Annotated in this window: 34 protein-coding genes and 4 pseudogenes; 23 read left to right on the top strand and 15 right to left on the bottom strand. The window is 59.0% G+C overall.

From position 1 onward, the window contains the following. Positions 1 to 29: 29 nt before the first annotated feature. The 4 genes and pseudogenes from JCM13583_RS11940 to JCM13583_RS02820 all read right to left on the bottom strand — a co-directional run bounded on the left by JCM13583_RS11940 (position 30) and on the right by JCM13583_RS02820 (position 3,144). A complete protein-coding gene (locus JCM13583_RS11940) occupies positions 30 to 338 on the bottom strand; it encodes a hypothetical protein (RefSeq protein ID WP_171823386.1) in 309 nt (102 codons plus the stop codon). A gap of 95 nt (positions 339 to 433) precedes the next feature. After that, positions 434 to 2,271, bottom strand: a pseudogene (locus JCM13583_RS02830) (phosphoenolpyruvate carboxykinase (GTP)). A 191-nt stretch (positions 2,272 to 2,462) separates the two neighbouring features. Next, positions 2,463 to 2,801, bottom strand: coding sequence for a helix-turn-helix domain-containing protein (locus tag JCM13583_RS02825; RefSeq protein ID WP_171823385.1), 339 nt, complete (start codon positions 2,799 to 2,801; stop codon positions 2,463 to 2,465). Then, positions 2,773 to 3,144: a hypothetical protein gene (locus JCM13583_RS02820; protein WP_075056627.1), complete on the bottom strand. Its 372-nt coding sequence runs from the start codon at positions 3,142 to 3,144 to the stop codon at positions 2,773 to 2,775. Before JCM13583_RS02820 ends, JCM13583_RS02825 begins: the two co-directional genes overlap by 29 nt. A 507-nt stretch (positions 3,145 to 3,651) precedes the next feature. Between JCM13583_RS02820 and JCM13583_RS02815 the strand changes: the two are divergent. From JCM13583_RS02815 to JCM13583_RS02770, 12 genes and pseudogenes are all read left to right on the top strand, one after another. Further along, positions 3,652 to 4,822 (top strand): annotated as a pseudogene (locus JCM13583_RS02815) (extracellular solute-binding protein). 11 nt (positions 4,823 to 4,833) lie between these two features. Next, entirely contained in the window at positions 4,834 to 5,763 is a 930-nt protein-coding gene (locus JCM13583_RS02810) for a sugar ABC transporter permease (protein WP_075056626.1), read from the top strand. Between the two features lie 46 nt (positions 5,764 to 5,809). Continuing rightward, positions 5,810 to 6,619, top strand: a pseudogene (locus JCM13583_RS02805) (carbohydrate ABC transporter permease). Then, positions 6,619 to 7,718: pseudogene (locus JCM13583_RS02800) on the top strand (ABC transporter ATP-binding protein). The pseudogenes JCM13583_RS02805 and JCM13583_RS02800 overlap by 1 nt, the downstream one beginning before the upstream one ends. A gap of 134 nt (positions 7,719 to 7,852) precedes the next feature. Next, entirely contained in the window at positions 7,853 to 8,593 is a 741-nt protein-coding gene (locus tag JCM13583_RS02795; RefSeq protein ID WP_075056625.1) for a hypothetical protein, read from the top strand. Further along, positions 8,545 to 9,453, top strand: a complete 909-nt coding sequence (locus JCM13583_RS02790) for a hypothetical protein (RefSeq protein WP_075056624.1) — start codon at positions 8,545 to 8,547, stop codon at positions 9,451 to 9,453. Before JCM13583_RS02795 ends, JCM13583_RS02790 begins: the two co-directional genes overlap by 49 nt. Continuing rightward, complete coding sequence (locus JCM13583_RS13700) at positions 9,450 to 9,653, top strand: hypothetical protein (protein ID WP_075056623.1); 204 nt, start codon at positions 9,450 to 9,452, stop codon at positions 9,651 to 9,653. Before JCM13583_RS02790 ends, JCM13583_RS13700 begins: the two co-directional genes overlap by 4 nt. Then, a complete protein-coding gene (locus tag JCM13583_RS02780) occupies positions 9,632 to 9,913 on the top strand; it encodes a hypothetical protein (RefSeq protein ID WP_075056622.1) in 282 nt (93 codons plus the stop codon). Before JCM13583_RS13700 ends, JCM13583_RS02780 begins: the two co-directional genes overlap by 22 nt. Before the next feature lie 177 nt (positions 9,914 to 10,090). After that, positions 10,091 to 10,345: a hypothetical protein gene (locus JCM13583_RS13695; RefSeq protein ID WP_171823384.1), complete on the top strand. Its 255-nt coding sequence runs from the start codon at positions 10,091 to 10,093 to the stop codon at positions 10,343 to 10,345. Then, on the top strand, positions 10,285 to 10,896 hold the full coding sequence (locus JCM13583_RS02775; RefSeq protein ID WP_075056621.1) for a hypothetical protein: 612 nt from the start codon (positions 10,285 to 10,287) through the stop codon (positions 10,894 to 10,896). The genes JCM13583_RS13695 and JCM13583_RS02775 overlap by 61 nt, the downstream gene beginning before the upstream one ends. Before the next feature lie 11 nt (positions 10,897 to 10,907). Then, positions 10,908 to 11,057, top strand: coding sequence for a hypothetical protein (locus JCM13583_RS13690; RefSeq protein WP_171823383.1), 150 nt, complete (start codon positions 10,908 to 10,910; stop codon positions 11,055 to 11,057). After that, positions 11,036 to 11,347, top strand: a complete 312-nt coding sequence (locus tag JCM13583_RS02770; RefSeq protein WP_162509281.1) for a hypothetical protein — start codon at positions 11,036 to 11,038, stop codon at positions 11,345 to 11,347. Before JCM13583_RS13690 ends, JCM13583_RS02770 begins: the two co-directional genes overlap by 22 nt. Before the next feature lie 95 nt (positions 11,348 to 11,442). Here JCM13583_RS02770 and JCM13583_RS02765 read toward each other — a convergent pair whose 3' ends face one another. Both JCM13583_RS02765 and JCM13583_RS02760 read right to left on the bottom strand, forming a co-directional pair. Continuing rightward, positions 11,443 to 12,108, bottom strand: a complete 666-nt coding sequence (locus JCM13583_RS02765; RefSeq protein WP_075056619.1) for a hypothetical protein — start codon at positions 12,106 to 12,108, stop codon at positions 11,443 to 11,445. A 95-nt stretch (positions 12,109 to 12,203) separates the two neighbouring features. After that, positions 12,204 to 12,500, bottom strand: coding sequence for a TrmB family transcriptional regulator (locus JCM13583_RS02760; RefSeq protein WP_075056618.1), 297 nt, complete (start codon positions 12,498 to 12,500; stop codon positions 12,204 to 12,206). A 370-nt stretch (positions 12,501 to 12,870) separates the two neighbouring features. Here JCM13583_RS02760 and JCM13583_RS02755 point away from each other — a divergent pair, with 370 nt between their 5' ends. From JCM13583_RS02755 to JCM13583_RS02745, 3 genes are read left to right on the top strand one after another with little or no spacing between them, the layout of a single operon-like run. Beyond that, positions 12,871 to 13,140, top strand: a complete 270-nt coding sequence (locus JCM13583_RS02755; protein ID WP_075056617.1) for a hypothetical protein — start codon at positions 12,871 to 12,873, stop codon at positions 13,138 to 13,140. 13 nt (positions 13,141 to 13,153) lie between these two features. Then, complete coding sequence (locus JCM13583_RS02750; protein WP_162509278.1) at positions 13,154 to 13,726, top strand: MFS transporter; 573 nt, start codon at positions 13,154 to 13,156, stop codon at positions 13,724 to 13,726. A 5-nt stretch (positions 13,727 to 13,731) separates the two neighbouring features. Next, on the top strand, positions 13,732 to 13,914 hold the full coding sequence (locus JCM13583_RS02745) for a hypothetical protein (protein WP_162509277.1): 183 nt from the start codon (positions 13,732 to 13,734) through the stop codon (positions 13,912 to 13,914). Here the strand turns inward: JCM13583_RS02745 and JCM13583_RS11930 are convergent. Continuing rightward, on the bottom strand, positions 13,904 to 14,518 hold the full coding sequence (locus JCM13583_RS11930) for a thiamine pyrophosphate-binding protein (protein ID WP_162509276.1): 615 nt from the start codon (positions 14,516 to 14,518) through the stop codon (positions 13,904 to 13,906). The genes JCM13583_RS02745 and JCM13583_RS11930 overlap by 11 nt on opposite strands. 152 nt (positions 14,519 to 14,670) lie before the next feature. Between JCM13583_RS11930 and JCM13583_RS13685 the strand changes: the two genes are divergently transcribed. Continuing rightward, entirely contained in the window at positions 14,671 to 14,847 is a 177-nt protein-coding gene (locus JCM13583_RS13685; RefSeq protein ID WP_171823382.1) for a hypothetical protein, read from the top strand. 76 nt (positions 14,848 to 14,923) lie between these two features. Here JCM13583_RS13685 and JCM13583_RS11920 read toward each other — a convergent pair whose 3' ends face one another. Genes JCM13583_RS11920 through JCM13583_RS02730 form a run of 3 tightly spaced genes read right to left on the bottom strand, consistent with a single transcriptional unit; the run spans position 14,924 to position 16,102 of the window. Further along, positions 14,924 to 15,628 (bottom strand): hypothetical protein, encoded by a 705-nt coding sequence (locus JCM13583_RS11920; protein ID WP_162509275.1) that lies wholly within the window; start codon positions 15,626 to 15,628, stop codon positions 14,924 to 14,926. A gap of 2 nt (positions 15,629 to 15,630) precedes the next feature. Next, on the bottom strand, positions 15,631 to 15,909 hold the full coding sequence (locus JCM13583_RS02735) for an SCP2 sterol-binding domain-containing protein (protein WP_075056614.1): 279 nt from the start codon (positions 15,907 to 15,909) through the stop codon (positions 15,631 to 15,633). Continuing rightward, complete coding sequence (locus JCM13583_RS02730; protein ID WP_075056613.1) at positions 15,875 to 16,102, bottom strand: hypothetical protein; 228 nt, start codon at positions 16,100 to 16,102, stop codon at positions 15,875 to 15,877. Before JCM13583_RS02730 ends, JCM13583_RS02735 begins: the two co-directional genes overlap by 35 nt. Before the next feature lie 125 nt (positions 16,103 to 16,227). On the opposite strand from JCM13583_RS02730, the gene JCM13583_RS13680 reads away from it, so the two are divergent. The 3 genes from JCM13583_RS13680 to JCM13583_RS02715 are packed head-to-tail and all read left to right on the top strand — an operon-like array spanning position 16,228 to position 17,616. After that, positions 16,228 to 16,620, top strand: coding sequence for a hypothetical protein (locus JCM13583_RS13680; protein ID WP_075056612.1), 393 nt, complete (start codon positions 16,228 to 16,230; stop codon positions 16,618 to 16,620). Continuing rightward, positions 16,536 to 17,306 carry an aminotransferase class V-fold PLP-dependent enzyme gene (locus tag JCM13583_RS02720; protein WP_075056611.1) on the top strand — a complete coding sequence of 257 codons (771 nt, stop codon included), beginning with the start codon at positions 16,536 to 16,538 and terminating at the stop codon, positions 17,304 to 17,306. The genes JCM13583_RS13680 and JCM13583_RS02720 overlap by 85 nt, the downstream gene beginning before the upstream one ends. Continuing rightward, positions 17,263 to 17,616 carry a hypothetical protein gene (locus tag JCM13583_RS02715; protein ID WP_075056610.1) on the top strand — a complete coding sequence of 118 codons (354 nt, stop codon included), beginning with the start codon at positions 17,263 to 17,265 and terminating at the stop codon, positions 17,614 to 17,616. The genes JCM13583_RS02720 and JCM13583_RS02715 overlap by 44 nt, the downstream gene beginning before the upstream one ends. Here JCM13583_RS02715 and JCM13583_RS11915 read toward each other — a convergent pair. The 3 genes from JCM13583_RS11915 to JCM13583_RS11905 are packed head-to-tail and all read right to left on the bottom strand — an operon-like array spanning position 17,607 to position 19,158. Further along, positions 17,607 to 18,608, bottom strand: a complete 1,002-nt coding sequence (locus JCM13583_RS11915) for a hypothetical protein (RefSeq protein ID WP_162509272.1) — start codon at positions 18,606 to 18,608, stop codon at positions 17,607 to 17,609. The genes JCM13583_RS02715 and JCM13583_RS11915 overlap by 10 nt on opposite strands. Continuing rightward, positions 18,605 to 18,850, bottom strand: a complete 246-nt coding sequence (locus tag JCM13583_RS11910) for a hypothetical protein (protein WP_162509271.1) — start codon at positions 18,848 to 18,850, stop codon at positions 18,605 to 18,607. The genes JCM13583_RS11915 and JCM13583_RS11910 overlap by 4 nt, the downstream gene beginning before the upstream one ends. A 5-nt stretch (positions 18,851 to 18,855) precedes the next feature. Further along, entirely contained in the window at positions 18,856 to 19,158 is a 303-nt protein-coding gene (locus JCM13583_RS11905) for a hypothetical protein (protein WP_171823381.1), read from the bottom strand. A 254-nt stretch (positions 19,159 to 19,412) separates the two neighbouring features. Between JCM13583_RS11905 and JCM13583_RS13675 the strand changes: the two genes are divergently transcribed. The 4 genes from JCM13583_RS13675 to JCM13583_RS13670 all read left to right on the top strand — a co-directional run bounded on the left by JCM13583_RS13675 (position 19,413) and on the right by JCM13583_RS13670 (position 21,817). Continuing rightward, positions 19,413 to 20,327, top strand: coding sequence for a hypothetical protein (locus JCM13583_RS13675; RefSeq protein ID WP_075056609.1), 915 nt, complete (start codon positions 19,413 to 19,415; stop codon positions 20,325 to 20,327). Next, positions 20,278 to 20,916: a hypothetical protein gene (locus tag JCM13583_RS02700; protein WP_075056608.1), complete on the top strand. Its 639-nt coding sequence runs from the start codon at positions 20,278 to 20,280 to the stop codon at positions 20,914 to 20,916. The genes JCM13583_RS13675 and JCM13583_RS02700 overlap by 50 nt, the downstream gene beginning before the upstream one ends. Beyond that, positions 20,900 to 21,337 carry a hypothetical protein gene (locus JCM13583_RS02695; RefSeq protein WP_075056607.1) on the top strand — a complete coding sequence of 146 codons (438 nt, stop codon included), beginning with the start codon at positions 20,900 to 20,902 and terminating at the stop codon, positions 21,335 to 21,337. The genes JCM13583_RS02700 and JCM13583_RS02695 overlap by 17 nt, the downstream gene beginning before the upstream one ends. Before the next feature lie 339 nt (positions 21,338 to 21,676). Next, complete coding sequence (locus JCM13583_RS13670) at positions 21,677 to 21,817, top strand: hypothetical protein (RefSeq protein WP_171823380.1); 141 nt, start codon at positions 21,677 to 21,679, stop codon at positions 21,815 to 21,817. Between the two features lie 24 nt (positions 21,818 to 21,841). Here JCM13583_RS13670 and JCM13583_RS02690 read toward each other — a convergent pair whose 3' ends face one another. Further along, the gene (locus JCM13583_RS02690) at positions 21,842 to 22,240 is read right to left on the bottom strand and encodes a penicillin acylase family protein (RefSeq protein ID WP_075056606.1); all 399 of its coding nucleotides are present in this window, start codon (positions 22,238 to 22,240) and stop codon (positions 21,842 to 21,844) included. Then, positions 22,149 to 22,727 (bottom strand): penicillin acylase family protein, encoded by a 579-nt coding sequence (locus JCM13583_RS02685; RefSeq protein ID WP_075056605.1) that lies wholly within the window; start codon positions 22,725 to 22,727, stop codon positions 22,149 to 22,151. The genes JCM13583_RS02690 and JCM13583_RS02685 overlap by 92 nt, the downstream gene beginning before the upstream one ends. Between the last annotated feature and the right edge of the window lie 35 nt (positions 22,728 to 22,762).

Here is a 22,762-nt window from a genome sequence, read left to right as displayed (position 1 = left end):
AACGCCCTTTATCATCGTGTCGTCCAGGACTATGGAGATGTCGACCTTGTCAGCCTCCAGCTTCGCACCACACACTGCCTCAAGGTCCTCCTCTGACAGCTCGTCGGACATGTAGACGAAGTACTTGGCAGGTATACCGTCCTCTCGGGAGAATCGCTGTATCTGCCGTTAGAGAAGGCCACCTTGCCCTGCGATACAGCGATCTTGACAAGGTCGCCACCGATGCGCTTCGCAAGCGTCTTCTGGAAGATCCCCCTGTAGTGTATCTCGATCCTCTTCATCCTCGCCTGTTCAAGGCTCACAACGTCCTCTATCCATTGCCACCGTGTTGTGTACAAAAAGTATACAGATTAGTGTTTCTTTGTACAGGTTCAAAAGAATATTGTTTCCGGGCCATGCTCAATAGGCATGACCCACCACACAGAGAAGGGGATCACCAGTTCTCGAGGCCTTCCCTCATCCTCTCGATCTCTTTCCTCAGCTCCACCGGGAACCGGTCACCGAACTGACTGAAGAAGGCCTCCACCTCGTCCAATTCCCTGAGCCAGCCATCCCTGTCCACGGAGAGTATCTCCTCCAGCCTCTCCCTGCTGACCCCCCCAGGAGCCCTTATGTCATCCACCTCTGGGAGTATGCCGATGGGTGTCTCTATGCCCTTTGTGATCTCGCCGGACACGCGGCCGGTGATCCACTCGATCACCCTCATGTTCTCTCCAAAGCCGGGCCAGATGAACTCCCCCCCCTTGCTGTCCTTCCTGAACCAGTTGACGTAGTATATCCTAGGCCGATCCTTCACCATGCTGCCCATCCTGAGCCAGTGGCTGAAGTAGTCCGCCATGTTGTAGCCGCAGAAGGCTATCATTGCCATGGGGGGGTCCTGCCTGACCACACCGACCTTGCCTGTTATGGCAGCGGTCGTCTCTGCCCTGAGCATTGCGCCGAAGAGGACGCCCTGGGCCCAGTTCCTGGCCTCCCTGACAAGGGGGGGCACGAGGGTGCTCCTCCTGCCACCGAAGAGCATGGCGTCCACCTTCAGGCCCCTGGGGGGGTCGCTGTACTTCGCACTCAGCTGTCTGTAGTTGAGGATGGGCGTGGTGAACCTGGAGTTCGGGTGTGCGGCCTGCTCGCAGCCGTTGCAGTCCCTCCCCCCCTGCCAGTCTATGAGGTGGGGTGGCCTGGGCCCGAGGCCCTCCCACCATGGCTCACCACTGTCTGTGAGGGCAACGTTGGTGAATATGGTGTCGTGCCTTATGGCGTCCAGGCGTTCGGGTTCGTCCTCTCGTTCGTTCCAGGGGCAACGCCGAAAAAGCCGTATTCCGGGTTTATCGCGTACAGGGAGCCGTTGACGCTGTGCATCCAGGCTATGTCATCGCTTACCAGGTACGCCTTCCAGCCCTCCATGTCGCTTGGCGGCATTATCATGGAGAGGTTCGTCTTGCCACTGGCGCTGGGGGAAGGCGCCAGTTATCCCGAGGCCCTACCGTCGGGCCTGACGACCTCTATGGCCATCATGTGCTCCGCCATCCACCCGTCCCTCTTCGCGTGCACGCTCGCTATCCTAAGCGCATGGCACTTCTTGCTCAGCAGGGCGTTCCCTCCGTAGGCCGTGTTCACGCTCAGTATCATGTCGTCCTCTGGGAGGTGCATTATGTACCTCTCCTCAGGGTTCAGGCTGCCCGTGACGTGCACCCCGAGGACGAATCTGGTGCTCTCCCCAATGCGATCGAGGGCCCTCTTCCCGCTCCTTGTTATCATCATCATGTTCGCGACCACGTACGGGTTATCCGTGATCTCAACGCCGGTCTCTGCGAAAGGCGATTCCTCCGGGCCCAGTATGTACGGCACAACGTACATTGTCTTGCCGGAGTAGGCCCCCCCTGGCCAGGTCCCTGAACCTGGCAAGTGCGTCTGCAGGGTTCATCCAGTTGTTTGTTGGCCCTGCGTCTTCACGCTCGGGCGTGCATATGTAAGTGTTCTTCTCCGACCTGGCCACATCGCTGGGGGTCGCTCCTGTAGAGGTATGAATTGGGGTACGTCTTACCGTTGAGCCTTATCAGCTACCCTCGCTGACAAGGGAAGAGATGATGCCCTCCAGTTCGTCCCCCCCCTGATCAGCACGATATTGTCCGGCCTGGTGAGGGCCGCAAAGTACGTCAGGTACCTCCGCAGGACACCGTTCTCGATCTTTAGGGAGTCCACGGCTCCCCCCCTGTACTTCTCAGCGTAGCCCTCCTCTTCCTCCTCAAACCATCCAAACTCCGTCGTCACCATTTCAACCACATCTTCAGAGCGGGCCACTGCAGCCCACCTGAGGACATTTTGTCTATTAGGGGGGGTGCTTAAATAAATATTGTGTCCATGGAGGCGAAGAATCAATATATACTCATGAATACACGTCCACCTGTATAAGAATTCGGCAAACGGCCCGTCATCCTGTGAAAAAGATTATATAGGAGTATTTTTCACCCGGAAAGCCTCTCGTCAACGACCTTAGCGATCTTCCTGTCTATCTGCCTGAGCTTGTAAGAGAGCGTGCTCTTCGGCAATGACATGATCCTGCTGAGCTCAGCCAGGTCGACCTTGCGCGGCCACTCGAAGTAGCCCGTGTTGAATGCCACCTTCAGGAGCCTGAAGTCGCTCTCCGTTAGGTCGCCGAAGAGCTGCAGGAGCTGCAGGTCGTAGAAGACGCTCGGATAGACGTGCAGGAACTCCTCGGAGCTCAGCTGCCTGGCGCTGAGTATGCGTGTTGTCTCATCGGCCCTGTATATCTCGTTAGCGGACCTGTCCCTCTTGCAGACCACGAACCACCTCTCCATCCCCCCTGTGCGCCACCATCGGGTGTATCCTGAAGCCCTCCCTGGCAGTCCTCCTGTACATGGAGGTTTCCTGCATTTCGTAAAAGATCGCGGCCACGTTGGGCCTCCTGGAGATGAGCTCGAGCTCGTTCACGAGCCTGTGGGAGTCGAGCAACTTCAGGGCAGATGTCAGGTCTTCCTGGGAGCGTGAATAGACCACAGAGAACATCTTCTGCGTCTCCATCTCCTCCATCGTGTTCATCACGAGTATGTAAACGTCCCTGAACTCGTTCGTTACATCGATGTGTGGGCAATCACTCTGGGTAATCTTTATCTCATATATATACACAGAAATAAGAGTACGTGTTGATATATGAACTTATCATGTTCACGGAGCGTATGTGGAAAGTTTTGACGGAACTCGCTGTGGAGAGGAAATATGTCCTATCAATCACATTAGGAAGTGGCCCGTACTGGACAGAATCCACGGCACACCACCATGCTGTATGGTTCGTGCCATGCCCGGTGCCGGCGCGGAGTGATTACTGGGAGTGCACTCCTCTCCCGGGCGAGTTACCGGTGCCACGTGTAACGGTGATACATACTTGTGGACATATGTGGAGAACCGCATGGATACATTTATATAGCTGAATATAGTTATTACTAACGACAATTAGTATAGAATGAAGGTGATACATTGGAGAGAAGGAACCTGATTGCAGTGATAGCGGTCGTGGTGATCGTTATCGCTGGTGTGGGAGGCTACGAGGCATACGCGCACAGCACGCCGGCCAAGACCACCATAGTGTTTTCTGGTTGGGTCTCCAGCGGCGAGGAGTACGAGTTTGACCTGCAGATGGTGAACGAGTTCAACGCCATGCACAGCAACGTTACTGTCAAGTTCGTGCCCATAACGAGCAACTACTATGGCACGCTGGAAACAGAGTTCTCCACGAACTCTGCACCCGCTGTCATGTACATGGAGAACGACGCCCTTCCGGAGTTCGTTAAGGCAGGCTACCTCCTTGACCTGACACCTTACCTCTCCGCGAACGCCTCGTACAACCTGAGCGGTTTCGCCCCCCCGACGATACTGCAGACATTCTACCAGAACGGCCAGCTCTATGCCGCGCCGAAGGACTGGAGCCCTCTCTTTGTCCTGTTCAACAAGAACATATTCAACGCCGAGCATGTGCCCTATCCGACCAACTACACCCACTGGAACTGGACGACCATGATGAACGTGCTCAAGCAGCTTAAGGCCAACATGAGCATGCTCCCCCCCAACGGTGGCAGTGGCTACTACCCCCCCATGGTGGTGGGCCCGCAGTTTGCAGGATACTCGCGTTCATGCACGAGGCAGGCGGGCAGTGGATAAACCAGACGGGCACTGGAATGGCCAGCAACAGCCAGCCACTGCTCACTGCAATTGAGTTCTGGTACAACCTCTACAGCTCAGGCCTGGCCGGGCTGAACTCCAACCTCAGCGCTGGCTGGAACGGTGGTGACTTCGCGACCGGCAAGGTGGGCATGGTCGTTACCGGCACCTGGACTGTGCCAGTGCTGCTGGCCAACGGCTCTTACTTCCAGAACGACACATCAGCAATAGGCTACGCCTTCATGCCCTACGACGTGCAGAATGCGACGATGATGTTCAACGTGGGCCTGGCGGTGAACGCTGGCCTGACAGGCGCGCAGAAGTGGGCTGCCGTACAGTTCGTGGAGTTCTTCACCGGGCCATCAGGTGAGCAGCAGTGGGTCTCCAAGGGCCTGGCACTGCCCTCCAGGACAGCGATCCTCGAATCCTCATGGTACAGGACAAACTTCCCCCCCATACAGAGCTTTGCGGGTGAGCAGTTCCCGTTCGCCTACGGCTGGAACTACAACACAACCAACTTCACAGCAGTGGAGGCCCAGTGTCACAACGCAATAGCGGACCTGTTCGCTGGCAAGCTGACACCACAGCAGGCCTACGACCAGATAGTGAACGTCACAAACAGCGGCTGAAGGGATCGTCCACCGTGTAAGGTGCTGACCGATGGCATCGGAGGCTTACGAAAACGTCAGGGTGGGGGGGTTGAGGAAAGGTAAGCGCTCCAGCGATCCCGAGAGGAGGACCGGAATAATATTCATAATACCCCCCCTCTTTTTATTTCTCATCACATTCACCTTCTTCCCTGCAGTCTATTCCTTCGTCATAAGCCTGTTCCACTACGACCCGTTCTTCCACAAGATCTATTTTGTTGGCCTGTCGAACTATGTGTCAGTGTTAACGAGCTCTGCCTTTGCCAGGGCCATAGTCAACGTCCTCATCTACACTGCTGTGGTCGTGACTGTGCAGACCTTCCTGGCCTTCGGCTATGCCCTCCTCTTCAACAGGGTCTCCACTTACTCCAGGGTTGTGAGGGCCATAGTCTTCATACCAGCCGTGATCTCGCCGGTTTCAATGTCGATAATATTCATCTGGGTCTTCTCGACCGAGGGGCCCATAAACTACCTCCTCTCACTGTTCGGGGTGCACCCCATCAACTTCTTCTATTCCACCACATATGCCTTTCCGGCCATCATGGCCATGAACATATTCAGCACTGCGCCTTACTTCATGATAATATATTCTGCGGGCCTGAGGTCAATACCGCAGGACGTCATGGACGCAGCTATGCTGGACGGCATAAGGAACGGGCTCCAGAGGTTCAGGTACATATACTTCCCGATGCTTAGGTTTTCAACGGTGCTTGTGGTGATCCTGGGCCTCACTGGCGCGATGCAGCTGTTCGACCAGGTCTTTGTCATAACCGATGGCGGCCCTGCCAGGTCCACCTACGTACCCCTCATGTTCATCTACAACCGGACATTTGTCTACACAGGTGAGATAGGGCTGGCGGCGGCTGCTTCCTTCATCCTCTTCATCATAATAATGGCCCTGACCATTTCGCAGAGGCGCATAATATCGGAGAGGAGGTGGTGAGGTGAACCTGAGGAAAACGGTATCGCTCGCAATCGCTTACATCCTCATGTCGGTGCTTCTCGTGATCTACGTGATACCCTTCTACTGGACCTTCCTGAAGTCCTTCAGGAACAGCATATTCGCCAACTTCCCCCCGGACTTCAACCCCCCTCTCCAGGACGAGCGTGCACTACTTCATCCAGAACCTCAGGACAGTCTGGAGCTTCGGCTCATTCCCACTCTGGTACTTCAACAGCGTCTTCGTCTCTGTGTGTGTCGTTGCAGGGAGTGTGTTCATAGGTGCCCTTGCTGCTACGCCTTCGCCAGGCTGAAATTCCCTGGCAGGGATATCCTGTTCTACGCAGTCCTGGCCACGCTGATGATACCTTTCCCTGTCATATCGATAGCATCCTACGTCTTCATGCTCGACATACACTGGCTCAGCACCTACCAGGGCCTCATAATGCCCCCCCAGATCGCGTCTGCACTGAACGTGTTTCTGATGAGGCAGTACTTCACGACTATACCGGATGACATAGAGAACGCGGCTAAGATAGATGGCCTCCGCCCCCCCTGGCAGATCTTCTTCAGGATCTCCGCACCCATAGCGAAGCCTGCCATAGCGGCCACTGCGATATACTCCTTCATAAGCTCGTGGAACAACTTCCTCTGGCCCCTGATGGAGGTGCACTCTATAAGGCTCTTCACCCTGCCGCTTGTCCTGAACTTCTTCAAGGGTGCGAACGGCACGCAGATCTACTGGAACCAGATGATGACAGTCAACATACTGGCGATGATACCGACGCTCATAGTGTTCATAGTGTTTGAGCGCTACTTTGTGGAAGGGATAGCACTCCAGGGGAGGCCTGTTTCATAATGTCAGTTAAGGTCGAAGGCCTGACGGTCTCATACGAGGGAAAGGTCGCACTGGACCACATAGACCTGGAGGTGCAGGACGGGGAGTTCCTGGTGATCCTCGGGTCCTCAGGGAGCGGGAAGACAACGCTGCTCCGCTGCATTGCAGGTCTACTGAAACCCACGGAGGCAGGGTCTACATAGACGGCAATGACGTCACTGACCTCTATCCGTCTGAGAGGAACGTGGCCATGGTGTTCCAGAACTTCGCCCTATACCCGCACATGACCGTGCACGACAACATAGCACTGAACCTGAAGATAAAGGGGGGGCTGAAGAGGGAGGAGATAGAGGAGAGGGTGAACCGTGTCGCAAAGGCACTGCAGATAGAGAAGCACCTCTCCAAGAGGCCAAGGCAGCTCTCCGGCGGGGGGGAGCAGCAGAGGGTGGGCCTGGCCAGGGCGATGGTCAGGGACCCACTGGTCTACCTCATGGACGAGCCGCTCTCGAACCTGGACGCAAAGCTCAGGCATGAGATGCTCTCCGAGCTCCGCAGGTTCCACGAGCAGGTGAAGAAGACCATAATATATGTGTGCCACGACCAGGACGAGGCCATGGCGCTGGCCTCAAGGATCGTGGTGCTGAGCCAGGGCAGGATAGTGCAGTCAGGAACGCCCGAGGAACTCTACGACCACCCGGCTACGGTCTTCGTTGCGTCGTTCATTGGCAGCCCCCCCGCCATGAACCTGATCAGGAGCGTGGCCAATGGGCACAGCGTTGCGCTGGGCAGTGAGAGAATACGCACCTCAACTGACTTCGGACAGGGGAGGGCGGTCATGGTTGGTGTGAGGCCGGAGGGCCTCTCGCTCTCAGACGACGGTGAGATCGTGGCCGAATTCAGGTACAGCACCATGATGGGCGACATGCTCCTGGTCACAGCCTCACTCCCTGACGGCACAGCGGTGAATGCCCTTGTACCGAGGAAGGATGTGCGGGGGGGGCAGGTGCTTGAGAACTCAACGCTCCGGTTCACGGCACGTAACTCGAAGGTCTACATATTCGATGCTGAGACGCAGAGACTGGTGGAGGAGATAGATGCGGGACAGGCAAATCCTTACTGAGATACTCTCCACACTCACGAGGGTGGGAGAGGGGGGGGACAACCACAGGGAGATGGAGGTATGGGTGAAGGAGTTCAGGGGGGGCCCTCTCCTCATATTCCTTCTCCCTCATATCGGGCAACGGCTCCCACCTTGTGTCCTACCAGAACGGCGATGCCCTGGTTACGGACGGGCACAGGTCCAGGACGGGCCTATGGTTCGCTGACGTCTGCGTGGCCCGCTCGATCCGCTTCAGGTTTTCGGGCATGAGGTCGGCGGAAAGGATAAGGAAATACGTGCGTGGCCTGGGCTACATAGCCAGGGACTACGGCATGACGCAGACCGTGCAGTTCATGGTGCCCGGGCAGGGAAAGTTCGTCTGCTTCCTGAGGGGGCAGGAGGAGGTGGAGGTCGAGATCGATACCACACAGTCCAGGGCATGGCCCTCCACGGCCACCGGAGGCGAGAACTCAATCGCTGTCAGGAAAGGCCGTGCGGATGTGAGCGGGAGTATGCTTCCAGTGAGCATACACACCACCGGCACTGTTGAGGCGAGGGGGGGAAATACAGTGAGGGTCATGCTCGGGCCAGGTGAGAACCGCATCACTGTGTCCCTGCTCGGCGATTACAGGGACGGTGACCTGCTTTCGACACTGGCTTACCACTCAAGGGTCAGGGATAACTGCGTCCTTCGGAGCGGTGACTTCAGGTTCGACAAGGTCTTCCTCTGGGCAAAGCACGACATGCTGGAGATGTTCAACACCACCCCGCGGGGGGGTCAGGGTTCTTTGCTGGGTACCCCCCCGTCTTCTCATGGTTCTTCGGCAGGGACGGGCTCTGGATATCGATGGCCGCCATGGCCGCTGGCCTGGAGAGGGAGGCACTGGAGCACCTGAGGCTCCTCTTCTCCCACTCCGACAGGGGGGGCCGTATCCCGCACGAAATCCCGATTACGGGCGACGGTGACCCAAGCTTCGAGATAGGGAAGAAGAAGATAGGCACGATGTACATGTCGGTGGACAGCAGCCCGCTCTGGGTTCTCGCCTACGCCCGCTATGTCTTCTGGACAGGGGGGGAGCACCCGATGGGGGGGGAAGAACTCCTGGAAGTCTCCAGGTTCCTCGCATCCCTGGACAGCGACTCTGACGGCCTGATAGAGAACAGGTTCTCAGAGGGACTCATAGGCTGGCCGGAGTCCTGGGCGGACAGGAGGGACGGGAAGTGCGTTGACGCCAACGCGTGGTACACCGAGGCCAGGCGCCTCCTGTGGGGGGGCATGGGTGTATCAGGAGAGGTGGACATGAGGAAGGTGAGGGATACCTTCTGGGACGGGTCTGTGTTCCTTGATTCCATAGGCGAGGGGAAGAGGAGGATACTCTCCTCATCCACTGTGGTGCCCTGCATGTACATGGAGTGCGAGGAGTGCAGGCGCTTCCTGGACTTCATGGCAGGGGGGGAGCACATGCTCACGCCGTGGGGGGGAATGCGGTCAATGTCCACCACGGACCCGATGTACGACGGTGGGTACCACACAGGCACCGTATGGCCCCCCCTGATGTCCGGCTGGCTCTCCCTGGCCCTCTTCAGGAACGGTATGCGTGACAGGGGGGGCCTCGAGGCCCTTAAGACGTTCGTGGACGCCGCATTCAGCTCCGATGACCCCGGGAGGATAAACGAGACCTATTCAGCATCGGAGTTCGTGCCCACAGGCCAGTTTGCCCAGGCTGGTCCTCATCGCTCTTCGTGCAGTCGGTGATCGAGGGGCTCTTCGGCCTTACACCGGACCCATGGCTGGGCCTGCAGGATGCCCTCACTGGCAGGCTGCCAGAGGGCTGGCCCTCCGGGCGGGCCACGATAGGGAACATTAATTACAGGGGCACACGCTATACCATTGTGCTTGGGAAGGATGGTGCCAGGCTAGAGGAAGAGGCTGCATGGCAGGAGCGTTCCCGGTAGAGGAGGCACCGCAGAGGAGGTTCGCCACAATATCTTCACAGGACGAGTACCTGATATTCCCCCCCACAGACCTCGGCGAAGCGGATGCGGGCTTCCACGTGAGGGGGGGAGAGATGGCAGGCTACTGGCACCACCCCCCCTTCAGGCTCTTCCGCTCCATGCACGTGTACTGTGGGGGGGTGAACGCCTCAGGCCCGACAGGGTTCAGTGGTACCCATGGAAGTTCAACGCCACCTTTGGGGGGGAGGGGGGGAAACTGACCGTATCGCTTTTGACCGGTGGTGGCCTCGAGATATCGTTCCTGTGGATGCGCCATAAGGACATGGTCATAGACCTGAGGCCCCAGGAGGTATGGCTCTCCACAGGCAGGGGGGCTGTTCCATCATCTCCAAGGGCGGTTCTGTGGTGCTCGTGTGCGGGGGGGCCTGGAGTTTACCGTGCGGGCGGAACGCATGGAGCTCAGGGGGGGCGAGACGCTTACTGTGGGGGGGCTCGGCAGGTACGGGAGCTTCCTCATCCTGCCGCAGGGAAGGGGCAGTGCCCTCGCCTCCTACCCTTCGCACAGGTACCTACTCCCGCTGCGCATGGTCCAGGTTGAGCCGCAGGTTCCTGGGTTGCGGGTGCGTGCCAGATGGCGAAGTCGAACATCGCCATGCTCATACAGCGCTGGGGGGGAGGGAAACACCTGCTAACTGCAGGGCACCCAGACTTCCCGTGGTTCTTCGCGATAGACACCTTCCTCTCGGCCAGGGGGGGTGCCATGTATACGGGTGAATGGAGGGCCGTGGCGGACACACTGAGGTTCCTGGCATCGCGGTCTTCAGGTGGAAGGATACCGCATGAGGTGGTGACCAACGGCGTCGTGTACAATAGCGGCGACCTGGAGGAGAGCGCCCTCTTCCCAGCAGTCGTGGCGGAGGCCAGCATGTGGAGGCGCAGCTGGCGCCTATTCTCCGAACTCTCCGATACTGTGGGCCGCAGTGTCAGGTACGTATGGGAAACAGGGCTAACAGGCAGGGGGGGGATCATGGAGGACCAGGACAGGGGGGGCTCCGGGATAGACATAGATACGGTGTGTTTCTTCACCCGCTCCCTGGAGCTCCTCCTCACAGTGCCCGAAGGTGTTCTGGGTGCCACGGGCCTGGGGGGGAGGGAGGAGGTGGGGGGGAGATGCTCCGGTCTTCCAGGCGTTTGCTCGAGGCCTTCTGGCTCCCGGAAACTGGCACATACGCCAACAGGATAGTGGAAGGGGGGGTGCCAAGGGACCTCGGTTTCTGGACTTCAGTACTGCCACTCTTCATGGGCATGTCCTCGGAGGAGAGGGCCAGGGAATTCGCATCTTCAGGTTACTTGCGAATAAGCGGCGATGGGGGGGCATCACTGTGTCGCCTGGAGGTACAGTGATGCCCGTGAACAACGGCATTGCTGCCATAGGGCTGATGAGGTACGGCCTTGTGGGGGGGCCGGCCATGCGTGAGTTCCTCAGCCTCTCCAGGTCCCTGGGCAGGTACTCCCCGGGCTGCTTCCCTGAAATGTCGAACAGGGAGGGCTGCTACCTGCAGGCCTGGAGCGCTGCCATGTTCATACAGGCACTGGTTGAGGCCATCGGGGGGGGCTACGATCCCACGGGTGGGGGAAGAAGAGGGAATGCCCGGAGGTGCTTGAGCACCTGGGCCTGCCCAGCCTGTCTATGAGGAACGTGGTCACCCCCCGCAGGCCAGGTGGACATAGATGTCCTTTCCGGCTGACCGATCCTTTGTGCTCCAGGCCCCCCCATGTGCGCCCGGGCCTAGAGGACCTCCAGGGCCACCATCTCTATGTCCTCGACCTGCGAGTCATAACCGCCGACAGTGTATTTCTCATCCCCCCCGGAACTGAAGGTGAAGTTCACTATGTCCTCGCTCACGGTGAAGGAGAGGATCCTACCTTCCATGGTCACGCTCTTCCCGCTCTCCCTCATCACCCCCCCTGTGAGCACGGCACTCCTCCCATTGAGGCCGTACTCCATGATGTCGTTAATGGCCAGCCTGTGTGAATAGTACACCTTCCCTGCAGGCCCACTGCTCACATTTATCCTTGTGGCCCTGTACCAGGCGTTGAAGTAGTTGTGCACCAGGAACCAGCTCATGTCCCTGTCCCTGAACACGTAGCCGTATCTGCTTCCGTCCCGGCCAAGGGCAACGCTCCTCGGCATGAAGACGGACTGCCTGTCGTCGCCTATGACCGTGAAGAACTGGCCTGGGTGCACGGTCCTCAGGTCCCTGAACTGTGACCTCACCTTCTGCTGCAACTCGAGCAAAGGCGTGTGGCTGAAGAGGAGGACTGTTACCCTTACGCCCCCCCTGGACATGGCGAGGCCCAGCACCGGGGCGATCTCGTCCAGTATGTCAGGCGTTGATTCCACGTAGACCGAGTGCCTGGCGTCCAGGACCACCTGGATGGCGTTGTTTATCACAGCCTTGAAGTTCCTGGCGTTTATGAGCGCCGGCTGTATATACTCGGCGCCCTCCTTTGCCCTGGCCCAGCTGAGGAAGAAGTCCCTGTTCCGCCTCAGGGTCTCCTCCCTCGCCAGCAGTATCGCCTCTGGCTGATGGCCTCGAACCTCTTGGGCCTCCCCCCCTCAACGGCATTTATGAAGCCCTTCCTCTCCAGAGAGGAGGTTATGTCGTAGAGCTGGGGCTGCCTGAGGTTCAGGTTCCTCAGCATATCTCCGGCCGACATGCTGCCATGCTCTATCAGCGACAGGTAAACGTCTGCCTCGTTCTCGGTGAGCCCGAGGTCTATGAGGATGGACCTCACAGTGGCCTCATCCTGGTTGAGGCGCCTGGGGGGGATGCCATCGGGCAAATATGCTCTTGGATATAATATACCTTTATCCGTGCCCGTGCCCTCGCTTTCCGCCAGTTTGTGTAATATATTTAGAAAAATGATACGCTTATATACGCCTTTCACCATTGTTTTTCCGGCATGGAAAAAGCTCAGCTGACCCGCGCAGGTGGCCTGTGCTCATTGGCTACACCATGGTGGCCCTCTCGTCACAGTTCGTCTGGCTCAACTTCTCCGGCATACTCACCCCCCCGCAGTTTCAGGACGTATTCCACGCGGGCCTGGGCATGCTGGGCTTGATGTCCGCTGTCTGGCCCCCCCTGGTGTTTATACCCCCCCTCTCGATTCCTGTGGGCCTCCTCATTGACAGGAGGGGGGCTTCAGGGTACCTGTGCTTGCAGGTGCCGGCACCGTCATGGTCTTCTCGTGGCTCAGGCTCCTGGCAGGTACTGACTTTGAGGTGCTTTTCGTGTTTCAGAGCCTGGCCTCCGTGGGGGGGCAGCCCTTCATATTCAACGGTATATCGAAGCTGTCAGGCGAGTGGTTCCCCAGGCAGGAGCAGGCCCTGGCCAACGGGATAGGAACAATGGGCCAGATCCTGGGCATGATACTGGCGCTCGTCACCGTGCCCCCTAATGGTGCCATCACCCTCGTATGCTGAGATTGTGAGGAGCATGGTCCTGGTATCGGCGGTCTGCACGGCCTCATTCCTGGCATTCCTGGCATTCTCCAGGGAGCAGCCCATGGCAACGCCTCCTGAAGCGTCTGCGCACTTCATGGGCAGCATGAGGAGTGTCATCAGGATCAGGAACATCCAGGTCCTCATGGCACTCTTCTTCATAGGTGTGGGGGGGGTATTTAGCTCCCTGGCCCAGTGGATCGAGACCATCATGGCGGGCAGGGGGGGTATCAGCCCCCTCGATGGTGGGATCACCGGCGCCATCATGCTCGTTGCAGGCATATCCGGAATGGTGGCTGTCCCCGTGGTGGCGGAGAAATGGGGGGGTTCGCTGAGGAAATTCGTCATAGCAAACAGCCTCTTTTCCGCCCTATTCCTCTTCGCCCTCTCCTTTAGGATGCCCGCTGGCTACTACTTCGTCGTCTCCTTTGCAGAGGGATTCTTCCTGATCTCCCTGGCGCCCCCCCTGGGCCTGCAGATATCTCTGGAGAGCGCAGGGGAGGAAAACGCAGGCACGGCCGCAGGCTCATCTGGCTCCTCTCACAGGTCGGCGCGCTCCTCCTCATAGTGGTGGTGCCGTCACTGTACAGCCTGCAGGACGCCCTCAGAGTGGAGGCGTCTGACCCGGGGTTCCTGGCGGTGCTCGTCCTTGCCATTCTCGTCCTTGCAGGAGCGCTCCTGTCCCTCATGATAAGGGAGACGAGGCCCGGGGGGCAGGGAGCGGCATGGCGGGGGCAGGCTGGCGTCAGGGACTGAGGTCGCAGCCCTCCAGCCATATCTCGGTCAGCGTCTGGAAGTCCGGCGGCGTCACCCCCCCTGGATCGACCCTCACGTCCACAACTGCAGGCATGCCCGATTCCCTGGCCTGGGCTATGCACCTGCTGAGCTCTCCAGGGTCATCCACTTTCACGCCGAAGCAGCCCATGGACCTCGCTATGCCGGCATAGTCCACATCACCGAAGTCCACGCCAACGTACCTTGAGGAGTAGTATGTTGTCTGCGCCGACTTCATCATGCTCCATGAGGCATCGTTCAGGACCACGCACACGAACGGTGTGCCGAGCCTCCTTGCGGTTTCCAGCTCGCTCATGGAATAGGCGAAGGCGCCGTCTCCGGTGATGCAGAAGACCTCCTTCTCCGGCCTCGCAATTTTCGCGCCTATTGCGAAAGGCACCGCAGTGCCTATGTAACCTGCCCTCCCCCCCACAGCACTGCTCAGGAACGCCCTCTTCTCGTACACCCTGTTCAGGTAGTGCGCCCAGACAGCAGTGTTGCCTCCGTCCACTATGCAGACCGCGTCCCTGGGGGAACGAGGCCCTCGCGGCAGCCACAGCCTGGAGGGGGTGCACTGGCCTTCCATCTCTCTGGAGGCCCGCTGACATGGCCGAGGTCCAGGAGGCCTCAAGGCCCTTGTAGTTCCCCCCCATGTCCCACCTGAACTCTCCCGCTCCTGTTTTCCGGAGGTGACTGAGGAGGGACGAGAGGAATACGGAGGCGTCGGAGACGACCTGTATGTCTGCAACCCTGCCCCCTGGCGAAGCTCCCGGGATCCACATCAACCCTGACCCACCTCTGCCCGGCCTCGCCCCCCACACCGGGGGGGCCCTGCCGAAGAAGTCGAGGTCGTTCAGGCCACACCCGACGGAGATCACGAGGTCAGCGTCCCTCTGTGCCGCTATGGCACCGTAGCTCAGCGGCACGAGGCACAGGCCGTGGTCCTCGGGTATGGCACCGCGTGCCTGCATGGTCGTGGTCACCGGTATCCTTAAAAATTCTGCCAGCCCAATGCCAGGTCCTCCGCGCCAGATGCGACCACCCCCTCTGCCAAGGTGGAGGAGGGGGGGCCTCTCGGCTGCGGAGAGCACCCTGGCCACGGCCTCAACCTGCTCCGGGGGGGATGGGCCTGAGGGGGGGGCGTACCTGGGAAACTCAGTTGCGGGCCTTGATGTGTAGTCCCTGGAGAAGAGCACGTCAGATGGCACGTCCAGGTGAACTGGGCCGAAAGGGGGGGGCTTGTTGCGGTGTGTATGGCCCTGACGAGGCTGCCGGGCAGAGCATCCGGGTTGCTTATGTACGCGCTCCACTTCGTCACGCCCCCCCTGAGGAGCGCCACCTGGTCAAGGGCCTGCATGGATCCTCTGTCAGCGTAGGGCCTGAAGGTCTGGTTCTGTGCCGTTATTATCAGGACCGGGACACCGTCAGCCCATGAGGGGTAGACGCCGCCCACCAGGTTCGCTGTACCTGACCCGACGGTTGAGGCGACGACTGACAGGCGGTTGGTCAGCCTCGAGAATGCCCCCCCGGCAGCGTGCGCCGCTGACCTCTCATCCCTGAAGGAAATGAACTCTATTCCCGAACGGAGGCACTCGTCCATGAGGGAGTAGAGCTGGTCGCCGGGCACGCCGAAGACAAACTTCACGCCGTAATTCCCGAGCGTTTCGGTGATGAGGGAAGCAGCGCTCCTTGCCATGCTCACTCACCCTTCAGGTTGAACTTCGAGTAATCTCCATGGAATTCGGTGGCGACCCTCCTGAGCAGTGTGAGCCAGTGTTCTGTGGCAGGCACCATCCTGAGTATGCGGTTGAAGTCACCATCAACTCTCAGCCGCCTGGAGAGGAACGCGCTCGTGACGGTCTGCCTCCCGAGGAGCAGGTTCACCCAGACTGAGTACTTTCCTGAGATCGTGTAGTCAGTTTCCCTCTTCCCTGTCCAGACGTCATCGATCTTCCCTGCCCTGACTGAATAGCCCACAGTGACCGGCCTGTCTACGCCCCCTCTCAGGCTCCTCCTCCATCACGAATGTGAACGATGCGTCGTTACCGGACATCATCTGTGCGAACCTGCTGTCGCCGTTCGTTACCCTTTGCACCTCCCTCATGTACTCGAGTGTGCCGAACTCCAAATCCGAACACCTGCCCTGCGCCCTGCAGAAGGACGCCACCACTGATCCTGCGTCGTGCTATAACACTTTCCACACCTTGGCGCGTATACCGGCACACACAGCACACAAGGTAGAAGGAATCGGGAAAAATGTGAAACCCTAAAATAGGCCATTGGACTTTTGCCTGCATGCCGGACAGCGATTCCTTCCTTGAGCAGATAGAGAGGAAGATGAAACCGTACGAGGCCAGAGGTTCCATCAGCGAACTCCCGGAGCAGGGCACTGATGCGGACACCATAGTGGAGGAGATGTCCTCCTACACCAGGGAGGAGGAGAAGGGCTGGAAGCAGGGCCTGGTATCAGGCGCAGTGTACCATGGTGGGGATGAAATGACGGGGTTCTATGAGCGAGTTTACAGGATATATTCCCAGACGAACCCTCTCCACCCGGACATATGGCCCAGCCTGACCAAGTACGAGAGGGAGATAGTCAGGATGTGCTCTTCCATAATGCACGGCGACGAGCTCACCAGGGGGGGTCTGTCACATCCGGTGGCACGGAGAGCATCCTGCTGGCCATGAAGACCTACAGGGACTACTTCAGGAAAAAGAATGGGATAGACAGGCCCGAGGTGGTCCTACCGGTGTCCGCACACGCCGCCTTCCTCAAGGCCTGTGACTACTTCTGCATCAGGCCTAGGTTCGTTGGCCTTGACGGGGACTTCAGGGCAGACGTGGAGAAGGTCAAGGAGGCTGTGAACAGCAACACAGTCGCAATTGTCGGTTCCGCCCCCCCATCTTTCCCGCACGGCGCCGTTGACCCGATAGAGGACCTTTCGGAGGTCGCCATGGACCACGGCATCGGGATGCACGTGGACGCCTGCCTGGGCGGGTTCATAATGCCCTGGGCAAGGGAGCTCGGTTATTACTCTGGCAGGTTCGACTTCGAGCTGCCTGGCGTCACATCCATATCCATGGACACGCACAAGTACGGCTTCGCACCCAAGGGCACCTCTGTTGTCCTCTACAGGGAGCCGGAGCTGTTCAAGGAGCAGCTATACGCGACGGGCAAGTGGCAGGGCGGCATATACTTCACACCCACGATGGCCGGCAGCCGCCCCGGGTACCCAATAGCAGCCGCATGGGCGGTCATGAGGCTCATGGGGGGGGAGGAGGGGCTACAGGGAGGCCTCAAAGAGGATCCTGGAGGCCGGAAAGAGGATCGTGGAGGGCGCCAGGTCTGTGGACGGGATCAGGGTGCTGGGTAAGCCTCTCTGGGTCATCGCCTTCACCTCCGATGACAGGAACCCGCACGCCATAATGGACCTGATGGGCAGCAGGGGGTGGATGCTCAGCGGCCTCATCGACCCACCCGCGTTCCACATAGCCCTCACCATGAGGCACGTCAGCGGCGAGGTCACTGGAAAATTCTTGGAAGACCTGGCCTGGGCCTCCGTGCAGGCGAAGCACGCTGGGAGCACCGCAGGCATGGCCCCTGTATACGGAACAGCCATGTCCTTGCCTGCGGAGCAGGTGGACGCTTTCCTTAAGGACATAGTGGAGTGGCTCTACACCTGACGCGAGTTCATCCTCCTCATCTCCCTCCTGAGTTTCCTGTAGAGCTCCAAGAACACCTCGTACCTCTCCGAGTAGTCTTTACCGGAGGGCCTGAACTCCCTGTATGGCAAGCAGCACCTCCTCACCGCATCCATGTCAGCGAGGCCAGTGGACATGGCCGCGAGCATCGCTGCGCCCCCCCTGACAGTTGCCTCCCTGGGATCACGGACTACCTGTACCCTCCTGCCAGTCACGTCCGCATATATCTGGGGGCCAGTCTGGAGAGAGCGCGCAGCCCCCCCAGCCATCCTGAGTGGTTCAGACCTTGTCCCAAGGAATGCATCCACTGGCCCGAGCAACCACCTGGAGTTGAGGGCAACACCCTCCATCACGGACCTAATAACCTCTCCCTTCCCTGTGGAGAGGGAGACGTTGAAGATGCCGCCTCTCAGCCAGGGCTCCTCCACCGGCGCCCTCTCGCCCATGAGCCATGGTAGAAAGATCGCACCGCTTTCCCCGGAAGCTGCTACGGCCTCGTGTACGCGCCCATAGTCTCCCTTCAGGCCCAGGAGGTCGCAGGCGAACTCAAGGCAGGAGCCTGCGTTCTCCTGCTCCGCGGCCAGGAAGTAGAGGCCAGGGAGCGCTGCTGGCAGGGAGGCGATGTTGTGGGCCACATCTGTCTTTTTCCTCTTCACGTGCGACGTTATCCACGAGGAGGTGCCCAGGTAGAGGAGGGCCTCACCCTCCTGTGTGCAGCCTGAGCCTATCAGGGAACACTGCATGTCGCCGCCCCCCCCGGAGATCACCGGCAGCCCCCCCTCGCCCAGCCCCCCCAGCTCGCCGGCCATCTCTCTGGAGAGGCCGCCCACCGCGTCTGCCGGGCTGACTATCTCCGGCAGCTTGTCCATCTGCAGTCCAGCGAGCCTCACAAGGCCCTTATCGTACATGACATTGCCAGGGTTCCTGTTGTCGGTGCACCACATGAGAGCTATGTTGTCCCAGGACGCCTTCACTGAACCGGTGAGCCTGGCAGCGAGGAAGTCCTTGGCTCAAGGAACTTCCATGCCTCCCTGTATCTGTCCGGCTCCTCCTCCTTGAGGTAGAGGACGTGGGCAAGCGAGTCCTTGCCTGACATCGCGGGTGCGCCGCCTGTTATCCTGATCCAACGGACAAGCTTGTCGACCCTGTAGCCGCCCAGGGATGGGAAGCCACCTGCGAGCCTCCTCACTGCCCGTGCACCCCCCCTGGTGTCCATCCAGATTATGGCGTTGCTAGGGGTTCGGTGTTACTGTCAACGGGCACAGTTCCGGACCACTGCCCGGTGAGGCCTATGGCCCTTACCCTGACATTCCCGGCACCGTCAAGTGCGTCCCTCACAGCATCGATGCTCGCCCTCACCCAGTCCCTGGGGGGGTCCTGCTCTGCCATGCCGGAGCTGTCCACCCTGATGCCGTATGGCCTGACGGAAGAGGATAGGAGCCCACCGGACGCATCGAACACGGCAGCCTTCACTGAAGATGTCCCGAGGTCTATCCCCAGGACGGCGAGACCAGTTCTGTCCAATCCATCACCATCCGGTTGAACTGATTTGATGCATTATGCGAACAGCTGCTAATAAAGTTCCTTAACAGCCCATCATGGGGGGGAAACGGATACCTGGATGGGATTGACGGGCAAGTCCGGGTGTGCGCACCACAAGAGTTCTGGCGGTCATGCAGCCCCATGGAAAGGTTCCATCACACCTGGTTGTGATGGGACACTGTGTCCTACACTCACGGCTGCCAAATATTATATAAAAAATATGACTGGCAAATGGCATGAAGTGGACCTGCATCCTCGCAGCCCTGCTCATCCTGTCCGCCGCCATCCCCGGAGGGCTCCGGGTCCAGGGCGTCCATGAAGGGTATGCACAGGCATACGCTGCAGGTGAGAACAGCACAAGGACGCCGATAAGGCATGTCGTGAACATATTCCTGGAAAACCACAGCTTCGACAACATGTTCGAAATATTCCCGGAAAACCGGTTCACCGGAAACGCCACACTGTCATCGCAGCTCTCCAGACCGCTGAACCTGCTCAACAACACCTCGATACTGTCAATGCTGCACCAGGTGCCCTATGGGTGCTTCACCACACCCGATCCCTATGAGGGCTACGTGCAGTACCACATAGACTGGGCCCACGGGAAGATGGACGGCTTCCTGCAGGGCAGCGGCCCCCAGTCGCTCACATACTACACTGCTGACCAGATGGCGCCTGAGTGGGACTTTGCAGAGGAGTACGCAATTGCGGACAACTACTTCGCGCCGCAGATATCAGAGAGCATGCCGAACCACCTCTACTACATAGCCGGGTTCTCGCCCGTCATCAACGACTACGGCCCGCCCCCCCCGTACGTGCCTTTCAGCGAAACGATCTTCGGTGAGCTGCAGCACTACGGCATATCCTGGGGGGGCTTCTACATAATGAATGCATCTATGCCGTTTCCGGAGCTGGCCATCGTGCAGGGCCTGGCGGAGCACAGGCAGAACATCCAGTCCTGGGCACAGTTCGTGCAGGAGGCCAGGAACGGCGACCTGCCAGCCGTCAGCTACCTCTACTCCCAGGGCTCCTTCGATGACCAGGGCCCCCCAGACAACGTGCTCAACGGCGAACTCTTCCTGCTTTATGTTGTGGACCTCCTTGAGAGGAGCCCCCGAGTGGAACAGCACTGCCATATTCATAACCTATGACGAGTTCGGAGGGTACTATGACCAGGTGCCCCCGCCCTCCATAGGCGGCGTGCAGCTGGGCTTCAGGGTGCCCCTTATCGTCATATCGCCGTATGCAAAGGAGGACTACATATCTGGCACCCTGATGACGCACACCTCCCTCATAGCCTTCATCGACTACAACTGGAGACTCCCGGCACTGAACCGCCTGGTGGCGCTCTCCAACATACCCATCGACATGTTCGACTTCACCCATGAGTACAGGGGGGGCAACTACACCGCAAGGCCACCGATCGTATTCGGCGCACAGGAGGGTTTCCCGGTCCCGGAAACCATATACTTCAGGCCTGTCAACAATACATCAGGCTACAACTTCACCTCCCTCTTCCCCTTGGAGCCTCAGATACCGTTCTCGCAGCTGCCCTACGCAAGGTACGGCAGCTCGGACTTCAATCTCTCCCGGGTCAATTCCACGGTCTTCGTGCAGAAGGACACTTATATAATACCGTTCTATGAGCAGCCTCTCTTCTATGGCATTATAGTCCTGGTCCAGGTGGCAGTTGCTACTGCCGGGTATCTCAGGCGGAGGGGGGGTGGCCATGGAAGGTAGGGCAACATCGATCCTCCGTGGCATTCCGTTTCCTGTGGCTGCATCACTCCTCTCCTCCTCCCTTATTCTCACTGAGGGCTATGCCTATTACCTGATATACCTCCTCGGCTACACCAACCAGTTCCCGTACCTGTTCGCCGGTCTAGTCGGGGGCATATCCCTCTTCACATTCCTCGGTTACCTCCTCCACGGGAGGCACTCCCTGGCCTACAAGGCAACCGCTGCGGTGGTCCTCTCCGCAGGGAGCCTGTTACTGGTCAGGGCAGAGCACCTCGTCGTCCCGAACACGAGCCTCCTTGCAGTGACCTTCATGGTCACTGCGGTCTGCATGCCCATCGCCCACCTTTACTCACCGCGCCTGGGTGTGAGGGGGGGAAGGATAGCCTCCTCCTTCCTATCCTCCTCCTCTCGGTCCTCATAGTCCTGGCGTTCGCAGTCCTCTATGAGGCCAGCGGGCAGCAAAACCTGGCAGAGCTCCTCGACGCACTGGTCTACGTGTCCCTCGCGGTTACTGTGGCCATGTTCCTGTCTCCATTTTCCAGCGCACGGAGGGAAATCAGAAATTGACGAACGACCTGGCGTAGTTCCCTATCAGCGAGCCGCCAGCCGCCATTGCCATGGTCAGCACGAAGACCAGTGCAGTGAGGACACCACCGGATATGCCAGCAATGGCACCCACCACAGCCATCTCCCTGCCCAGGCCATCCTGTATGAGGGGGGGTAAAGGTAACCTGCCAGCCCCCCCACCGCGGATCCGGCCATGGAGCAGAGGGCCACAGGTATTGGCTTTCCGTACAACGGTAGTGCGGAGAGAAGGCCAGCGAGGATGGTAAGGTACCAGATGGGCGACATAAGGAAAAGGTATGTGAGGGCTGCCGCAACGCCGAAGGATAGCGGGTAAGCGTACCTGTTCACTTCCACCACCTCACAGTATGCTTATCTCCGCCATTATGTCCCTGGAAGGGAACACGTCGTAGCTGGGGGGGTAATAGAGCAGTGGCAGATAGGTACCGTTGGCCCAGTCATTGATGTAGTTTGCATACTGTGTGCTGGCTGGATTACCGCTCTGCCCGCCCGGGTAGATCCCGAAGGAATCGGATATGTTGGCCAGGTTCACCACCATCTTGAAGCTCTGCCCTGACGCTGGGAAGTTATAGGGGGCCAACTCCAGGCGCGTCGTTGGGGGGGTGTTGTAATCTCCCCCAACGGTAACCGGGCCCACACTTATTGACTTAATGCCTAGGATGCTGGGGGGGAACTGGAAGCCGTAGAAGTGGGACCAGGTGAAGTTCCCATCCGGGTACATGCTGTAGAGGTAGTGCATGGCCTGCTCCACTCCCTGCACCTCGACCTGCGTCACGTTCATCCCCCAGTCCGGGAAGTCCATGCCCTGTGATGAGCATCTCCGTCAGTGCGAGGCCGAGCGATGGTATCCCTATCGTGTTTAGGAAGCTGCCGCCCATGCCGCTGACGTTCAGGACGCTCCTGTATGCAGGGTATATTCCATAGTCCTCGAATATGTGGCTGAAGGTGTCGTTGAAGATATACATGTAAGAGAAGAACCAGACGCTTGCGGCCTTCGATGAGGGCTCCATGCTGTAGTTCCAGCCGGAGAGTATGGAGAGCGCGTCCTCGACGCTTGCGTTCATGGAGGAAGAGAGGTTAGCCTCGATATGCGGGAGGAGCAGTTCCGCCTGCGTATCCGTGAAGTTCTCGGACTGCAGCGTCATCATGTCCCGGAGTGTCAGCTCTGTGTGGTCCTCCAGGTAGTCCACCTCCAGCTGGGCCCTGAACCCTGGTGAGAAGCTCATCGTATCCCCCGAACCAGTACGGGTATGCCGGCCCC

Source organism: Thermogymnomonas acidicola JCM 13583 (assembly GCF_001316105.1).
Lineage (GTDB): Archaea > Thermoplasmatota > Thermoplasmata > Thermoplasmatales > Thermoplasmataceae > Thermogymnomonas > Thermogymnomonas acidicola.
Note: the sequence above shows the minus strand (reverse complement) of the source record. Positions and strands in the feature narration are given on the sequence as shown.

Coding starts and splice junctions, on each gene's coding strand:
- JCM13583_RS02810 (WP_075056626.1), top strand. CDS start 4,834: ATGGCATCGGAGGCTTACGAAAACGTCAGGGTGGGGGGGTTGAGGAAA.
- JCM13583_RS02790 (WP_075056624.1), top strand. CDS start 8,545: ATGGCCGCCATGGCCGCTGGCCTGGAGAGGGAGGCACTGGAGCACCTG.
- JCM13583_RS02780 (WP_075056622.1), top strand. CDS start 9,632: ATGGCAGGAGCGTTCCCGGTAGAGGAGGCACCGCAGAGGAGGTTCGCC.
- JCM13583_RS02775 (WP_075056621.1), top strand. CDS start 10,285: ATGGCGAAGTCGAACATCGCCATGCTCATACAGCGCTGGGGGGGAGGG.
- JCM13583_RS02750 (WP_162509278.1), top strand. CDS start 13,154: ATGGTCCTGGTATCGGCGGTCTGCACGGCCTCATTCCTGGCATTCCTG.
- JCM13583_RS11930 (WP_162509276.1), bottom strand. CDS start 14,518: ATGGAAGGCCAGTGCACCCCCTCCAGGCTGTGGCTGCCGCGAGGGCCT.
- JCM13583_RS13685 (WP_171823382.1), top strand. CDS start 14,671: ATGTCTGCAACCCTGCCCCCTGGCGAAGCTCCCGGGATCCACATCAAC.
- JCM13583_RS11920 (WP_162509275.1), bottom strand. CDS start 15,628: ATGGCAAGGAGCGCTGCTTCCCTCATCACCGAAACGCTCGGGAATTAC.
- JCM13583_RS13680 (WP_075056612.1), top strand. CDS start 16,228: ATGCCGGACAGCGATTCCTTCCTTGAGCAGATAGAGAGGAAGATGAAA.
- JCM13583_RS11910 (WP_162509271.1), bottom strand. CDS start 18,850: ATGGACACCAGGGGGGGTGCACGGGCAGTGAGGAGGCTCGCAGGTGGC.
- JCM13583_RS13675 (WP_075056609.1), top strand. CDS start 19,413: ATGAAGTGGACCTGCATCCTCGCAGCCCTGCTCATCCTGTCCGCCGCC.
- JCM13583_RS13670 (WP_171823380.1), top strand. CDS start 21,677: ATGGAGCAGAGGGCCACAGGTATTGGCTTTCCGTACAACGGTAGTGCG.
- JCM13583_RS02690 (WP_075056606.1), bottom strand. CDS start 22,240: ATGCACTACCTCTACAGCATGTACCCGGATGGGAACTTCACCTGGTCC.
- JCM13583_RS02685 (WP_075056605.1), bottom strand. CDS start 22,727: ATGAGCTTCTCACCAGGGTTCAGGGCCCAGCTGGAGGTGGACTACCTG.